This window comes from Limihaloglobus sulfuriphilus, assembly GCF_001999965.1.
GTDB lineage: Bacteria > Planctomycetota > Phycisphaerae > Sedimentisphaerales > Sedimentisphaeraceae > Limihaloglobus > Limihaloglobus sulfuriphilus.
Map to the genome: position 1 here is coordinate 2,932,295 of NZ_CP019646.1, position 16,549 is coordinate 2,948,843.

Annotated in this window: 10 protein-coding genes; 2 read left to right on the forward strand and 8 right to left on the reverse strand. The window is 49.2% G+C overall.

Annotated elements, in window-relative coordinates:
• Positions 1-137 precede the first annotated feature (137 nt).
• The 4 genes from SMSP2_RS11270 to SMSP2_RS11285 form a co-directional block, all read right to left on the reverse strand.
• Complete coding sequence (locus SMSP2_RS11270; protein ID WP_146684118.1) at positions 138-1,004, reverse strand: alpha/beta hydrolase family protein; 867 nt, start codon at positions 1,002-1,004, stop codon at positions 138-140.
• Entirely contained in the window at positions 1,001-1,528 is a 528-nt protein-coding gene (locus SMSP2_RS11275; RefSeq protein WP_146684120.1) for a chromate transporter, read from the reverse strand. Before SMSP2_RS11275 ends, SMSP2_RS11270 begins: the two co-directional genes overlap by 4 nt.
• A gap of 17 nt (positions 1,529-1,545) precedes the next feature.
• Positions 1,546-2,142, reverse strand: coding sequence for a chromate transporter (locus SMSP2_RS11280; RefSeq protein ID WP_146684122.1), 597 nt, complete (start codon positions 2,140-2,142; stop codon positions 1,546-1,548).
• A 78-nt stretch (positions 2,143-2,220) separates the two neighbouring features.
• Entirely contained in the window at positions 2,221-5,223 is a 3,003-nt protein-coding gene (locus SMSP2_RS11285) for a valine--tRNA ligase (protein WP_146684124.1), read from the reverse strand.
• Between the two features lie 320 nt (positions 5,224-5,543).
• Here SMSP2_RS11285 and SMSP2_RS11290 point away from each other — a divergent pair, with 320 nt between their 5' ends.
• On the forward strand, positions 5,544-6,263 hold the full coding sequence (locus SMSP2_RS11290) for an N-acetylmuramoyl-L-alanine amidase family protein (RefSeq protein WP_146684126.1): 720 nt from the start codon (positions 5,544-5,546) through the stop codon (positions 6,261-6,263).
• Between the two features lie 35 nt (positions 6,264-6,298).
• Entirely contained in the window at positions 6,299-7,564 is a 1,266-nt protein-coding gene (locus SMSP2_RS11295; RefSeq protein ID WP_146684128.1) for a galactokinase, read from the forward strand.
• Positions 7,565-7,686: 122 nt separating this feature from the next.
• Here the strand turns inward: SMSP2_RS11295 and SMSP2_RS11300 are convergent, their stop codons facing one another.
• From SMSP2_RS11300 to SMSP2_RS11315, 4 genes are all read right to left on the reverse strand, one after another.
• Positions 7,687-9,903: a GumC family protein gene (locus SMSP2_RS11300; RefSeq protein WP_146684130.1), complete on the reverse strand. Its 2,217-nt coding sequence runs from the start codon at positions 9,901-9,903 to the stop codon at positions 7,687-7,689.
• A gap of 109 nt (positions 9,904-10,012) precedes the next feature.
• Positions 10,013-14,710 carry a tetratricopeptide repeat protein gene (locus tag SMSP2_RS11305; protein ID WP_146684132.1) on the reverse strand — a complete coding sequence of 1,566 codons (4,698 nt, stop codon included), beginning with the start codon at positions 14,708-14,710 and terminating at the stop codon, positions 10,013-10,015.
• Between the two features lie 23 nt (positions 14,711-14,733).
• Positions 14,734-15,528, reverse strand: coding sequence for a hypothetical protein (locus SMSP2_RS11310; protein WP_146684134.1), 795 nt, complete (start codon positions 15,526-15,528; stop codon positions 14,734-14,736).
• Positions 15,528-16,490 carry an exosortase/archaeosortase family protein gene (locus SMSP2_RS11315; RefSeq protein ID WP_146684136.1) on the reverse strand — a complete coding sequence of 321 codons (963 nt, stop codon included), beginning with the start codon at positions 16,488-16,490 and terminating at the stop codon, positions 15,528-15,530. Before SMSP2_RS11315 ends, SMSP2_RS11310 begins: the two co-directional genes overlap by 1 nt.
• Positions 16,491-16,549: the final 59 nt, after the last annotated feature.

The window sequence follows — 16,549 nt, forward strand, 5'->3', positions numbered from 1 at the left end:
GACATATATTTGTTTCTATCTTCATATTATTGAGGAGTGCAGGCCTAAGAGACGCAAGCATTGCGTCTCTACTACGGCGAATGGGAGGCTCGGCGGATTGTATGCTTTCAGCAGAACCAAAAACAGCTGCTCCGATATTACAAATCAAATTCTTCAACAAGAAAACTTTCCAATTTGCCGGCAATGTTCTCAAAGTCCGGCATGTTAGAATTGAAAAAACCGTGCTTTCTTCCCTCATAAAGCTCAAGCCGTGCGCTGCCGCCCTTATTTTTGACCGCCTCTGCGAAACGGCGGGCCTGCTCAGAGCTTATAGTCTCATCTGCGCTGCCGTGAAACAGCAGCGATGCTGGCGGGTTATTCCTAAGATTATATATCGAAGACGCTGCACGAAGTTTTTCCTCAGTCACTCCGGGAAACATGCTCTCCGCGGCTTGTTCGCCGGGAAATTTGCTCTCGCACTTATTAAGCAGATCAAAGCCGCCGTTAAACGCGACAAAGACTTTGCACTCCGGCGTATATTGACATATAAGCGAGGAGAGAACCGCTCCCGCTGAGGCTCCGGCCATCCCGAAGCGTGACATATCGAAATTCATCTCGTCCGAGCTGCCGCGAATAAAATCTATCGCCGCTTCCACATCACTTTTAGCGTCGGCAAATTCCGTGCCCTCGGAGAGCCTGCGGTAGTTGATCCTTACGCCGGCGATTCCCCGCCGCGCCATACGCTGCGAATATCCCTTAAGCTGGTTGAGACTGCCGCCCCAGCTGTGGACGTAAAGAACCACAGGAAACGGCCCAACTCCGGCAGGCATATCTACCTCGCAAGCCAGCTCCTTGCCCTCAAGCCGTTTATAGACAAGCTCTTTGGTTGTTATCTGAGCCGGGGATTCTGCTTTTTCTGTTTTGGAATCTCCCGCCGGCGAAACACCGTCCCGGCAGCCGCCGGTGCAAAATAACGACGCAATAACCGCTGAAACAATAAACGCTTTTATAAATTTTTTGCTCATAATAAAATAACTCCTAAAACAGCCCCTGCACCAATAAAAATAATCGGGTGGGTTTTCTTAAAATAATACCACACTGCCAGAACGGCGAATATAAGAAGCCGTCGCCAGTCAAACCAGCCGGGCGAATCCATACTGTTGAAACTTACCACTGACACGTTGAAAATGAACCATGCCGCGGTAGCTATCAGCCCCAGAGCCGTCGGCCGCAGTGCATACATAACGCGGCGGATACTCGTGTGGCTGTTGAAATCCTTGACGAAGCCTGCGATGAGCAGAATTATTATAACTGACGGTGCCGCCATCCCGACCGTAGCGGCGAGTGAGCCGCCAACGCCGCCGGCCCTGTAACCTACATATGTAGCGATATTGATCCCTATCGGCCCGGGTGTGGACTGCGAGACGGCGATCATGTCGATGAAATCCTGCTGACGTATCATTCCGGTTTCAACAACTGATTCCTGCATAAGAGGTATCGCCGCCACTCCGCCGCCGACGGCAAAGAGGCCTACCTTGAAAAATATCATAAACAGCTTAATATAAATCACCTGGGCTTTGCCTCCTGCAACCGGCCGTACAACAGCCCCGCAACCGCCGCGGTGATGACAACGGGGATTGGCGAGATGCCAAACACCAGAACAGAGACAAACGCCCCAATGCCAAGTACTGCGCCAAAGATGTCTTTGACCGCTTTTCGCCAGAGGGTTATGACAATATAGACCAGCAGCATTGACACGCCTATCCTCATGCCGGCAAACGCTTTCTGAACTATCGGGATATCCTGGAAATGCGAAAAAAACGCCGCGATTGTAACGATAATTATAAGCGAAGGCGCGAGCATACCGGCAGAGGCGAAGAGAGCCCCCGCAACGCCTGCCCTTCTATAACCGACAAATGTGGCGGTGTTTACCGCGATAACCCCCGGCGTGGACTGCCCGATAGCGAAATAATTCAGCACATCCTCATCTGTGAGCCAGCCGCGGTTTTCAACCAGCTCGCGGCGAAGCATCGGCAGCATTACATACCCGCCGCCGATTGTGAAAAGGCCGATCTTGAAGAACGCCGCAAACAAACGCAGACTCTCGCCAGGAGTGCCGCGGCGTGATGTCTTGCTGTTTTTTTCTTTCGCTTTTTTACTCATTAGAGAAACCTGCACAGCTATCATGCCGCCGTAATGATTATGACGGATTTAAGGTGCTGCTCAGCCGCTGATTTTTTTTCAGGAAAGATGCTTATCGACTACTGCAAGCTGCTCCTGAAGGTCGGCGAGTTTCTGGCGGGCCTGCATTACAACCTCGGGCTTGGCACGGGTAACAAAATTTTCGTTAGCCAGCTTGGCCTCGACGGGTTTTATCGCCTCGAGTATCTGCTTTCGCTGTTTGTGGAGACGTTTTCGCTCTTCCTCGGGGTCAATCACTCCATGCACGAACACCTCGAACTCCCCTGTAATAGCGGAGGCTGAAGTTTCGGTCTTTTCAGCAGTAAGAGCTACCTCGAGAGCTTCCAGGCCGGCAAGCGTCTTTATAAGGCTGCGGTGCTCGGTGAGCATCTCCACCAGATCTTCAGGAGCTGTCAGCGATGCTGAAAGTTTCGCCGATGGAGCGACGTTGTACTGACTGCGTATCTCGCGTACGGAACGTATGATATCCTGAAGCAGTGATATCCGCTGCTCAATTTCGGGATTCTCGAGAATCTCGGCCAACTCGGGCCAGGCCGCCTTAATCAGCGTCTCTGACTCCGGCGCATCTGCGAGATCCTTAAGATATCTGTGGGGTATATTTTCGTTGAGCACCTGGAATATGCCCTCTGTTATAAACGGCATGAACGGATGCATAAGACGCAAGGTCTGATCAAGGGCAAACGCCAGCACGTTCTGTGCTATCGGCCGCTGCTGCTCATCGCGGAATCGCGGCTTTGCCCACTCCAGATACCAGTCGCACAGATCGTTCCAGAAAAACCGATAAAGACAGGTTGCCGGTTCGCTGTATTTGAACTCGCCGAGCATATCGGTAACATCTTTGGCAGTATCCAGAAGCCGCGAAAGCAGCCATTTGTCTGTGATATCGAGTTTTTCCATATCGAACGCCTCGGTATCGATCCCGTCAAGATTCATCATCGCGAAACGGGTCGCGTTCCAGAGCTTGTTGCAGAAGTTTCGCCCAATATCAAATTTTTCGCTGACGTTGCGGCCCTGCTCGTCCTGCTTGACGGGCATACGCATATCCTGGTTATCCGTGGTCATCTGCGCCAGACTGAACCGCATCGCATCTGCCCCGTAGGTCTCAATGATGGCTAACGGGTCTATGCCGTTGCCCTTGCTTTTGCTCATTGTCTCGCCGTTGCCGTCGAGTATCTTGCCGTGTATAAACACATCGCTGAAAGGAACTTCGCCGAGGTTGTAAAGCCCCATCATAACCATACGCGAAACCCATAAAGTGATGATATCACGTGAGGTAACCAGCAGGCTGGTAGGGTAATAGAACTTGAGCTCCTCGGTCTCTTCGGGCCAGCCCATTGTGCTGAACGGCCAAAGGGCAGAACTGAACCAGGTATCAAGCACGTCGGGGTCCTGAACCCAGCCGCGTTTTTCGAGTTTTTCTTCAAACTCGGCCGATTCATCCGCCGGGCATATATCCACCCGAACCGTGCCGGGCTTGTCTTCATATTCTGTTACCTGGACGAAATATTCGCCCGCGTCTTTCATGAACTCGCCCCAGCAGCAGCCGACTGCGCCGTTGAGTCCGGCGAGTATCTGTTTGTTGACCTTGTTAAACCGGTGCTTTCTGGCTTCTTCGGCAATAGAGGCAACCGCGGCCTCTGCGATGGGCATATCGTCTATACCAAAAGAAAAAATCGGGACACTCATGGCGTTTATGGCCGCCTCGAGTTTGGGATCTATCTCAGACGCCATTACCGGATCCGGCTCGACATCCGCCGGCAGCTGAATATCGCGAGACCATATCGGAATACGGTGCCCCCACCAAAGCTGGCGGCTTATGCACCAGTCACGTATTCCCGAGAGCCAGTCCAGATAGCTCTTTTCGTAGCGCTGCGGGTGAATCTTAACGGCTTTTTCTTCTACCGCCTTCATTGCCGGTTTTGCCAGCGGCTCAACCTTAACAAACCACTGATCAGAGAGATACGGCTCAATCATTGTGCCGCTGCGGTCGCTGTGTCCGATCTCCTGTTCTTTGGGCTCGATTCTTTCCAGCAATCCTTCTTCTTCGAGTGCTCCAATAACGGCCTTCCGGGCCGCCATTCTGTCCATACCCTCGAAACGGCCGCCGTTAGAGTTTATGCAGCCCTCCGGTGTGAGAATATTTATCTGTTCAAGCCCGTGGCGCAGGCCGATCTCGTAGTCATTAGGGTCATGTGCGGGGGTCACCTTCAAAAAGCCCGTGCCCTCGCCGCGTTTTACATAATCGTCGGCAATGATCGGAATATCACGGTCTGTCAGAGGCAGTTTGACCCGTCTGCCGATAAGGCCCGCCGCCCTTTCGTCTTTGGGGTTTACCGCGACGGCGGTATCTCCGAGCATTGTCTCGGGACGGGTTGTCGCGACGGTAATATGCCCGCTGCCGTCAATGAGCGGGTAATTTATATAATAAAATTTGCCCTGAACGGTCTTATGGAATACTTCATCATCGGCAACGGCGGTCTGGAGTTCCGTGTCCCAGTTTACAAGCCGCTTGCCTTTATAGATCAGCTCATCGCCAAAGAGCCTGAAAAAAGTCCGGCGGACGGCCTTGGCACAAACATCATCAAGCGTGAAACGTGTCCTCTGCCAGTCGCAGCTGGCGCCTATGCCCTTGAGCTGCTCAAGTATCGTGTTTCCGTACTGATTTTTCCAGTCCCAGATCATCTCGACGAGTTTTTCTCTGCCGACATCATGGCGGTTGAGTTTTTTCTCCTGTTTGAGCTTTTTCTCTACCACTGACTGGGTGGCTATACCGGCATGGTCGGTGCCCGGCATCCAGAGTGTGTTGCAGCCCTGCATACGCTTGAACCGTACCTGTACGTCCTGGAGCGTGTTGTTCAGGGCGTGTCCCATGTGCAGCATACCGGTAACGTTGGGCGGCGGTATCACAATGGTATATGGCGGCGTGTCCGGCCCGCCTTTGGCAGGCGGTTCGGCATGAAAACTGTCATTCTCTGTCCAGACGCAGTTGGCCTGTTTTTCAATCTCGGCCGGATTATAGGTTTTGGATAACTCTTTAGCCATTTTATTTCCAGGTATAATTCAAACTAATACAGAAACATATTTAAGTGTTACAATTACGTGGATATATTTTAACCTGTAAATTCCAACTGTAAAGAGCAAACCAAAATGTGTAAATATCCGGCGCGAATACAGACAACAAATATAATTTTCCAAAATTTTCTACATGGATTGACCTTAATCAATATCTTACTTGACCGGCAGGGCTGATTTAATATGATATAAACAGTTTAAGCAGCCTTAGAGCAACATAGATTAGCAGCTCCGCTTCGATAATCGGCATATTCCGGCTGAAGTAATGAACCTGATCATAGGAGACCAAATTGGAACTCAAAAAAACGCTCATAATCACTGCGGCACTGGTTGCAGCCATCGTATTTTCCGGCTGTAACGCCCCGGGCACGCCACAGGTACAGGGCAAAGACCCTATTCTGAAAGAAAAACCCGCCTATAAGCCGTACCAGTCGCCTAAGACCTATACACCTCCGGCCTCAAGAGGGCTCCAGGGCAAGACCATTGTCATTGATCCCGGACACGGCGGCAAAGATCCCGGCGCCGGCAGTGTGGGCTTTTCGCCAAAATGCGAAAAAGAGCTGAATATAGCAATCGCCCAAAAACTCGCTTCAGAGCTCAAATCCAAAGGTGCCAGAGTTATCATGACGCGCAATAATGACGTGTTTTTAGAACTTGATGACAGGGCAAGTTTTGCCGACAGATACGGAGCTGATTTGCTTGTATCCATCCACTGCGATGCCCACAACCGCTCTGACGTGGACGGGGCTACCGTATATATAGCCCGCAACCCCAGAACAAAGAGCCGTCAGGTTGCCGAATCAATACGAAAATCGCTTGAAAGCAGCGGCATTTATACCCGCGGCGTACGCAATGCGGATTTCAGGGTGTTGGTAAAACACTCAAAACCATCGGTACTGATTGAAAGCGGATACCTTACCAATAAAACCGATGCGGGCAGGCTCAACAACAACTGGTATCAGGGCAAACTGGCAAAAGCCCTGGCACAGGGGATTGAAAACGGGCTGTAAAACTAATATTATCTAAATGAATAAGCGGGTTTTTTATGAAAACAGATGAAGTTATTACGAGAAAAAGTGATTTTACGCCGCAGGACGCAGAAGTTCTCGAGAAACTCAAGGAAATAGCCGCCCAACAGGGGCTTGATATAGACGGCGGCAAGGTATGCAGGACATCTTCCCGCTTCTGCCTCGGCGTAGAGCATGGCGACTACAACGGCACAGAGCTGTTCGGAGTAGGCACAAACCGCTTCATCTGGCAGGCATTTAAACCTAATAACACCAACAGGTACCGTTTTTTCAGCTATAACTTCCCCGAAGACGGCATTGTGGAATTTGAGTCGGGTAAAGTCCCCGAGCCGGAGACCGTGAAAGATTCTTCTGCCCGATTCCCATACGGCGTTGATTATGAGCTGCGCAAGGCGGGATTTGACACATCAAAAGGCTACGATGCAGTGCAGTACAGCAATATCCCCGGCGGCGGCATGAGCAGATCGGCATCATTGACAATAAACCTGATACTATGCGCCGCGGAATCGAACGGCTTTGAAATTGATAACCCGCTGGATATAATAGACATAGCAGTTGCCGTTGAAAACGAATACATCGGCTCTCCCTGCGGCGAGCTGGATCAGATAATGATACTCTTTGCCAAAGAAGGCATGGGTACGCACTACAACCCCTCCGACCGCAGTATAAGGTATGTGCCGCTTGGACCGGGGGGCGAAGACTTGAGAATTATCGGCCTGGATACAGGTACAAAACGGCCCGGGCTGGAGAAATCAACCTACAAAATCCGCCGGCAGGAATGCGACACTTTCTCCGATATGCTCAGCAAAGAAGGCTGGGGGATAAGCAAACTCGCAGATATACGCGACGAGGACACCTACAATAAAGTCGTTGAGAAATACGGCCGCTCACATCCCGATATGTGCCGGCGTATGAAATACATTTACAAAGCTCAAAAACGCTTTTACGAGATGCTCGCGGCATGGGAAAAGGGCGATATCGCAAAGGTCGGAGAGATTTTCCGCCGGGACGGGATCGGGCTGCGTGATGAATACAGTATATCCGGTCCGGAGCTCGAGACGATGTGCGATATCGTTCGAAGCGTTGACGGGGTGCTCGGCGAAAGAATGCTCGGCGGCGGCGACAAGGGTGCCGCGGGAGCACTGGCACTGAGCAGCGCGGTCGAGGATTTGCGGCGGGCTGTCGATACGGCATACCCCCGCAGCAGACCAGACTACGTCGATAAATATACCGTCCACGTCTGCAAAGCAGTTACCGGCGTTACGATTCTGAAAACAATCTGATAATTCACAAGCAAGCTTTCAATACCGCGAAAGCATACACACCGCACAAGGTGCACACAAATAAAAAAAGGCCGGCAATATCACTTACCGGCCTTGGAAATTTTCTATGTTATGCCTGGCTTTTATGCTCTGGCAAGCTCGACTGTCTGGTACTCCTGATATGTATCAAACATATCTGTCAGGTCGCCGCCTTTAACAGGTTTAACCGCAACAAGAACCGCACCGATAACATTAGCCTGAACCTTCATCAGCTCGTTAAGAGCAGTTTTTGCCGAAGCCTTGGCTGTTGTTTGCGAGTTAATAACCATAAGAGCCGCATCAGCCTTGGTTGCTACAACTTTACCGTCGCTGACAAACGTCGGAGCGCTGTCGAGAACGATATAATCATAGATTTCAGATGCCTTCTTGAGGAATTCATCCATCGCGGGACCTGAAAGCAGCTCGGACGGGTTAGACGGCAGCGTACCGCTGTCAACCACGTCGAGATTATCCACGCCGGATTTACGGACAACAGAGTCAAAGGCCGCCTTTCCAAGCAGCAGACCGCTTAGGCCGCTGCCTTCGGCTCCCTCAAAGAGCTTAACGGTGCTGGGCCTGCGGAAGTTTGTATCAACAAGCAGGGTTTTCTTGCCCTCTGCCGCCATAGCCATCACAAGATTCACGGCTACAGAGGTCTTGCCTTCTTTTGCGTTTGGACTGGTTACCGAAACGATTTTGCCGTCAAAGGAACCGCTCAAAGTCAGATTAGCCTTAAGCTGACGGTAAAGCTCGCTTGTCATTGACAGCGGAGCTTTGGCAAACACCTCTGCCGTATTGATATCCTCAACATCCTCATCGCTGTCACTGTGGCAGATGTAGCCAAGCAGATTGACATTGAGCTGACGTGTAAGGTCGGAAGGCTGTTTAAACTTGTTGGAAGAAAGCTCGATCAGGAATGCCAGACCGAAGCCTATCAATGCTCCAAGTATGAATCCGCCGGGGCCGAATACAATCAGCTTGGGGAAACTGGGGCCAAGAGGCACCTGTGCCGTGGCAATAAGCTCGAGTTTGGAAGATGTCGGGTCGTTCAATACCAGGCTCAGGTCACGAATATAACGTTCAATATCATCGATCGATTCAATTCTCTTTTCACGGATATCCAGGTACTGCTCGTATTCTGCGCGAAGCTCATCAAGCTCTTTCTGCTGTACGAGGGTTTCCTGTGCCTGGCGTTTGTAATCTTCAAGCTGGCTTACAAGGTACACACGAAGGTCTTCACTGTTTTGAAGATCAGCCTGGCGGGTAAGCTCCGCAATATAATTGACACGGTCTTCAAGTTCTCTTTCGGCCTGTTGGATCTGATCCTGTATCTGCTGAACCGTTCTGTGCTCGCTGCCGAGCTTGGCTTTCACTCTTGCCAGCTGCGGACGCAGAGCAATGATTGTCTGGCGTGCATTAACGGCAATAGCGTCAGTTTCTACCTGGCGGCGGACTACCTCATCGAAATCGCCGATAGAGCGTGCCTCCAGAGTAGCGATCTGGGCTTCAACGTTGCTGATCTGAGACTCGAGTTCACTGAGTCTTACCTCAACACTGTCACGGCGAACCTTTATACTGTGCCTGACTGAACTGCTGGCCATGCTGGTGTCCTGGAACTCAGCGAGTTCGGGGTTTGTCTTACGAATCTGCTGCAGTGATTCCTGCGCGGCACGCAGGTCTGCTCTTAGTGACTGCTCCTGCGTACGTGCCTGAACGAGTTTTTCGCGGTGAGACGACGTTGCCCTCTCCAGCTGGTCACGCAGATAAAGGTCAACGAGTTTGTTAACGATCGCCGCAGATTCTCTTGCATCGCCGCATTTAAACGAAACTGTTATAAGCTCGGTTTCTCTCTGCGCAACAACACTTAAGTTTTTATCTAAATAGCCTAAGATTTCTTGCTCATTAACAGCACCGCCGGCACCAACAAAATCGCTGAACCATGAAGTCTCACGGATATCATCCTGCATGATAAGATTTCTGAAAAGACTTTCCTGCCTGATGTAACTCGCCTTCGTTTGACGGAAGAGGTAGTAGGCTTCTCTTTCAGTGGTACCCTGCCCGAAATCCATAGGGTTTGTATCACCGGGAGGCAGAACACGTATGTAAGACGTTGCCGTATATGACGGTATAAACATATTTGCAAGAATAAAACCGCCGACACCCAGCGCTGTGCCTAAGATGATAAAGATGATTATTAAAACCAGTCTGCGCCTTATGATAGAAAGAATATCCTTGGGCGTCAGTTCTACTCCGGCATCCCCCTGGCCGGCCGGCCTGCCGTAGTTTCTTGCCGAGATCGGCATGTTTGTTGTATTGTTCATTTTCCTTTATTTCTCCATATTTTCATGAAACATTATATTAGCCTTATAATAACTCAAAACAGTACGATACAGTTTTTTCTAAACTAATCAAGATAAATACTTATAAACATTATGGATTATTCAATTTTCTCAAGGTCTGCTCTATCGCCTCCCTTTGGGACTCATTGTAGTAATTCCGCCCCAGATCGAGGGCCCTCTGATAAGCCGCTATGGCTTCTTCATTTTGCTCAAGTGCAGCATTAGCCTCGCCTAAATGTTCGTAAAGCTCTGGCGAAACGTTAGTTGTATCTGCTTCAACCATCTGGATAGCCTGAATAAACATCTGAAGGGCCTTTCTATTTTGGCCATTCTTCAGCAACGCGTAACCGTATGTGTCCAGAATAGTCCCGACGGTAGGAGCCAGGGCGTAGGCTTTCTTGGCTATTTCGAGAGATTTTTCCCTGGTGCTCTCATTTCCTGCAAGCAGATAAGCATAGTTGTTCAGAAGAGATGCGTTATTGGGGGTTCGGTCGAGAAGCTCTTCATATATTTCTACAGCTTCATCAAAATACTCTTGAGAATGCTCTTCACGCATAAGCATCTGGATTGTTGATGCCTTTGTGGCTTTGAGGTTTACGACTGCAGCTTCGTTCCCCGCAGCAAGCTCAATGCACTTATCCAGGGCTTCAACCGAGTCTTTAAGCCTGCCATTGACACGAAGGTAGTTGTACTTGAACACATTCTGAGCAAATGCTTCAGAATTCTCGATATACTGTTTGTAAAATCTTTCTAATCCGTCCTTTGAGGCAACCCTTGCAATCATGCTAATTAGCTGATTTGTAATGTTCTCATCACCGGCGGCAGATTCAACCGCGTCGGCGTAGTCTTCAAATGCAGCCGCTTCATTGCCTGATTTAAACTTCGCCTCGGCTGAATAGGCATTACAGATTGAGGCAAGCGGACCGTCGGCATACTTGTCTGTCAGCTCTATAACCGCGTTGTAATCTTCCAGTCCGATCAATGAGTTTAAATACCCCTGGAAAGCCGTGACATCTTTTTCCTCTGAATCCTGCCAGTTAGCCTTATAAATCTCCAGGGCTTGCTGGGGTTTTCCGGTTCTCAGCAGCGACTGGGCAAGTCTGTTCGACCAGAAATTGCTTTCGGGGAATTTCTCGATCATTTCACGGTAATAATTCATTAACTCGCTGTCGCTGCCCTGTTTTACGTACAGTTCTTCAAGCACCATATATACGCTGTCCGGAACTGATGAGGCCTGTATAAGCGACCTAAGCTCGTTTATAGCCTGCGAAACCCTGTCGGCCCGTGCATAAGCTCTTGCAAGTTCAACACTTGCCCGAACATCAGCATTCAGGGTTTTGCTCCTGACAAGGCTGGAGACCGCCTGGTTGTAATCACCCATAAGCGTTTCTATCTGCGCCTTTATACGCCATGCAAGGGGGTTGTCCCTGTTGGTGTCAACCGCCATTGATATCGCGCTGAAAGCGCTGTTAAAATCGCCGCGGCGAAGAAGCATCAGAACCTCAAGCAAACGCCCTCTCTGCTCATCAGGATACTCCTGTTTATAAGCATTGAGCTTAGTTTCGGCTTCGTCAAGCATACCAATATCCAGAAATGCCTGAATCTGCATCAGACGCGTATCCTGATTTTTGTTTACTGCGATAATCTCATCTGTGTATTTGATAACGTCAGCCTGGTTATTTTCATGTTTGGCAACGTTGATAAGCCCCTCAAGGATTTCGGGGTTTGTCGGGTCAATGGCATAGAGCTTATCAAGTATCTCTTTGGCCTGGGTAAATTTCTCCTGCCTCAGGTACACTTTCCACATAATCTTTTCGTTGCCGCCGAGAATTTCCTCTGCCTCATTCGATCTTCCGGTTGTCTGGAGAAGCTGGGCGTATTTATCCAGCAGGCCGACATTGTCCGGATATCTATCTACCGCGTCCTTATAAACCTTTTCGGCATACTCAAGCATACTTGAAACGGTTTGAGAGTCTGTCTCCTGCCTTGCGATAAGGACTGCCATATCCGCAACAGTTTCGGCGTTTTGGGCACTTGGATCGGCCTCGTAGAGTTTTTTGCGTATATTAAACGCTTCAAAGGGTTTATCTTCAAAAGCGATGTGTGCGTATAAGCCCTGGAGCTGTGTATTATTCGGGTTGAGCCTAATGGCGTTTACAAGGGCTCTTTCCGCTTCTTCTTTCTGGTTTTGCGTTACAATCTGTCCAAGTCTGTCATTTCGCTGAACCAGCACCAAAGCAAGGTGTCTGGCGGCTTCGGTATTGAGCGGATTCTGGCGGTACGCGGTCTGGGCATCCTCGACCGAGCCCTGGTAGTCTTCCAGAGCCGACTTTGCCAGGCTCCTTGTAACATAGGCAACGGGGAATATAGGCCGTTTGGCAAGTACCGAATCTATCCTTCTAAGGGCATCGTTGTAGTCTTTTTTCTTGAGTGCAAGCTGCGCTGCGAAGAAGTCTCCGCCCGCCCGGTCAAAATTTTCCTGACGTGCCAGATCCGTCATCTGCTGGGCAAGCTCAAGATTGTCCATTTTTGTAGCGGTATCAAATATAATTCCGGCAATCGCGCCCTTTCTCTCGCCCGCGTCATCAAGAAACGGCATCAGAACATCGATTACCTCCTGATCCATTCCTCTTGATTGGTAGTACTGCGCCCATGCCATCGCCTTGTCAATATCGCCATCGATTTTCTCCACACTTTGGGCAAAAACATCTTCGAGCTCTTCGGGCGTAGGATTTATTGGATTATCCAGCTCGCTGCGGCCGAGCATCACGAGGGCATCGATTGATTCGGGATTATATTCAAGGTATGTGTTCAGAAGGGTGCGTGCCTTGTCCATATCATTTCTGAAATAGTAATTTACCAGCGCGGTAACCACATTTAAATCTACATCTTCACCCTCTCTAAGGATATCAACTAAAATCTGATCAACCCTTTCAAGGCTTTTGCGGAGGGTTTCATCGTCAATAGCGCCTTCCTCATCAATTTGAGCCTGTTTGACCAGCGCATTTACCTGTGCAGATATCAGAGCCAGCTCGTACCTCTTGGCGGTAACCTTGTCAAAGTCAGCACTATCAAGGATTTTCGCGGCATCTTCAAAGAAACCGCCGGCAATGCAGGCCTGTATCTTGATCCTGTTGAATTTTTCATGCCCGCTGCCGAAGACACCCTCATAATCCTCAAGTACGCTGAGAACATCACCGGGAGCACCAAGCCGTATCAGCACCTGGGCATAATCCAGAACCGCGTCAGGCTTGCCGTTCTGCACGACATGCGCCTTTATCGCTTCAGATAGAAACTGAGAAGTCGCCCCGACATACTGGGTATCAATAAAGAGCCTCGCCAGCGCATAAGCAACATCCACATCAGGGTTTTCAGTTACTGATGTCTTCTGGTAGGCATCGTAAAGATTGCGTATCGCTTCATCACGGTTGCCCTTTGCCAGCTCAACAAACCCCCGCCATTTAATATTTACCGGATTGTCTGCAACAGGCAGTATCTGTTCTATGTTGTTTATGTATTTCTGGGCCAGCTCCAGATATCTGGCTGCCTTTTGCTCATCATCTTGTTCACGGGCCTCTACGGCTATCTCTATATAATATTTTGAAAGGTAACTTGAGAAAGTGTACTTATTCGTTCTGTTTCTCGCCTCGTACGGCCCCACAACGTCCTGGGATTCAGGCAGACCGAGACCTTTTATAGCCAGACGAATCGCTTCTTCAAGCAGCTCAGGGTCTTTATCGAGTCTGGACTTTTTATAATATATGAAAGTCGCCTGTTTAATATATTCAACATTATCAGGCGAAAGCGACATTGCTTTGTCAATATGATCCTTAGCCTTGTCAATCGTCCTCAGGTCAAGCTGATAATAAAACGCCGTATTGAAATGGGCCTCGGGGCTCTGGGGAAATTTCTCCACAAGATCATCATATTCAGCGCTTAGCCTCTTGTAACCTTCAATATTACCCTGTATCAATGAAAATTTCATGTCAAGCCTGTTGATGTAAGCCTGAACATTTTCAGGATAGGCCTCAATAGCCGCGTCAAGAACATCAAGCGCCGCCTGGCGTGAATTGGCCAGGGCATTTAGCTTACCAGACGCCTCGTCGAGCTTGCCCTGCTCTATCTCAAGATTCGCCATATACTTATAAAGATCCATGTCCTCCGGATTGGACTCAATAAGTTTCTCCAGACGCCCGCGGGCCTCTTCAAGATAAAGCTCTCTGTCCGGAACATCACCGGTTTGAACCTGGCGAATCAATGACCATGCTCTTTTCTTCTCGACAGAAGGACTTATCGGCTGATTGTTTTTTTCCTGGGTATCGATTATCTCTTTGGATGTGTCGCCAACCTGCTTCCAGAGGCTTTCCTGGCCAAAATCTGCCATGGTGTAATAAAAATCAAGCAGCTTCCGGCGTGATTCTATGTCCGAAGGGTCAAGGACTGTTATGTTTTTCCAGCATTGGATTGCACGGGGCCAGTCCGCCTCTTTGGCTTCTGTGCCGCTTTGGGCATCGGCCGGGACATCAAGCAGCGCCAAATCCGCCATGGTGTATAAAAGCTCGATCTTTTTCTCTTTGGATTTTGAATAGGCATAGGCCTTGCCGTATGCATCCCGGGCAACATCATAATCCTGCGATTCCATAGCCGCCACAGCGCGTTCATAATGCTTTTCGGGGTTGCGGGTCATCCTCAGATACAGCATTCCGCCGGCCATTACAATGACACCCAGAACGGCAATACCAATCAAAGCCACACGAATATTTAATTTCTTTTTACTTTTTTTTGCCATAAAATATCAAGCCTTTCGTTAAGTCATTTAGCTTGTTGATCTTCTGATTCTTTATTGAGCTTCTCCAGGTTGGGCCAGTGTTCCCGCTCCAGGACCGGAAGCAGCTTCTCGAGCATCGGTTTTGACGCCTCAATCGTTTCTTCATATTGAGCGTTGCCGGAAACACCGAAAAACCGCCATTCTACCTTTGAGAAAAAGCTGTATTTACCCAGTATATTTGTACCCAGAATGTTTCTCGCCTCGGTTCTGCCATTGGCATATGACGAGTTGACCTTGAAAAAGTAAGAAACGTTGAACGTCTCTGTTCCCGACAAAATATCCGCCGATGTCCTGCTGAAAGTCAGCACCCGCACCGGCAGCTCGAGTTTTTCACCCGACGGCCTGAGTTCCGGGCATTCAAGCGCAATTCTCTCATTTCTAAGGTCATCTCTCTGGCTGCCCGCTCCGAAATAACATTCCTCAGGAACATGGGGGATTCTGTCATTTATACCTGTATAATAAGTCAGAAACAGGCTTACGTACCGCGAGCTGCTCGTCTGCTCTGCCGTGGTATCTTCAAGAATCCACTGTATATAATCCTCTGTGCCGAGGCTTTCAAGTATGTCGTAATTGTCTATCTTGGTTTTTGTAATAACCTTATAGGGCCAGAGCTTGTATTCATCAATACCGTCAAACGGCTTGACAAGCGGTATAGGCTCTTTTCTGCTCACCATACCCAGACTCTCCATGATCATATTCATGCCTACACATGAAACAGCAAGCACTCCAATACAGATCAAAAAGTGCGGCGAGGTATAATGTTTTTTCCAGCCGCTCATTACTGATCCTCCCTGCGGCTGACAAGAACCACCTTGCCCTTGGGCTCTTTATCTTCTTCTACGATAAGGTTTTCCATAAACCAGGCAATAAACCCGTAAAAGACAAACGCCAACGGAAGCATCAGCATACCCAGCATATCATGGTAAATGCCCTGGGCGTATTTCGGGTCGAACAGAATATAGATAAATCCCGTTACCGTAACCCTGACAATATTACAGAGTATCGCGATCGGAACTGTGCTGCACAGAAGAACCAGCCTTTGCCATACCGGCCTGTCATGCAGATACGCCATCGCAACGCCCAGCGCGACAAAAGCCATCAGAAGCCTCATACCGCTGCACGCCTCGGCAACGTTAAGTGAAGGCTCAAACGGCTCTCCCTTGTAAATAACGTCGATTATAACGCCTGTAGCGGTTGCCTCCAGCTCGGGAACCAGATTTAAAAGTCCCGCGGCAATCGTCGAGGCAAGCTGCCGCATCGGTATGGTAATCTCTCTGTATATCCGCTCGGGCAGAGGAACCGCGAAGAAAAGATACGCAACCGGAAGCCACATATATTTTACCTGTTTCCAGCCGAGCTGAAAAAGAATTATCGCTCCAAGTGAAGCTATCATGATCAGCGGCATACCGTAGGCATATTTGAGGAAAATACCGTTGAATACGTATAGAAAAAGAAAAAAGACAAACGCCGCAAGTCCCAGATAGGACGGCTTAATCTCTGTAGAAAGTATCTGGTTCTTTTTCTGATTTATAAAATAAAGACTGAAAAGAGGTATAAGGAAACCGTGTGACCAGCTGCTGTCGCTCACCCAGCGGTTCACAATATCAGATATCTCAGTCCAGAAAAGACATGCAAAAAGAAAGCCGATAACGGCCATTTTAATAAACGAATGGAAGCCTAATGACTTCCATTCGTATTTAGTCTGGTTTTCTGAGGGGCTTATTGATATGCTCTCTGTCATACAACAATATACGCTCAATCCGGCTTTCTAATTGAATTAACTCTTTGCAAGAGCAAATA

Coding starts and splice junctions, on each gene's coding strand:
- SMSP2_RS11310 (WP_146684134.1), bottom strand. CDS start 15,528: ATGAGCGGCTGGAAAAAACATTATACCTCGCCGCACTTTTTGATCTGT.
- SMSP2_RS11275 (WP_146684120.1), bottom strand. CDS start 1,528: ATGATATTTTTCAAGGTAGGCCTCTTTGCCGTCGGCGGCGGAGTGGCG.
- SMSP2_RS11280 (WP_146684122.1), bottom strand. CDS start 2,142: ATGAGTAAAAAAGCGAAAGAAAAAAACAGCAAGACATCACGCCGCGGC.
- SMSP2_RS11295 (WP_146684128.1), top strand. CDS start 6,299: ATGAAAACAGATGAAGTTATTACGAGAAAAAGTGATTTTACGCCGCAG.
- SMSP2_RS11305 (WP_146684132.1), bottom strand. CDS start 14,710: ATGGCAAAAAAAAGTAAAAAGAAATTAAATATTCGTGTGGCTTTGATT.
- SMSP2_RS11285 (WP_146684124.1), bottom strand. CDS start 5,223: ATGGCTAAAGAGTTATCCAAAACCTATAATCCGGCCGAGATTGAAAAA.
- SMSP2_RS11315 (WP_146684136.1), bottom strand. CDS start 16,490: ATGACAGAGAGCATATCAATAAGCCCCTCAGAAAACCAGACTAAATAC.
- SMSP2_RS11270 (WP_146684118.1), bottom strand. CDS start 1,004: ATGAGCAAAAAATTTATAAAAGCGTTTATTGTTTCAGCGGTTATTGCG.
- SMSP2_RS11300 (WP_146684130.1), bottom strand. CDS start 9,903: ATGAACAATACAACAAACATGCCGATCTCGGCAAGAAACTACGGCAGG.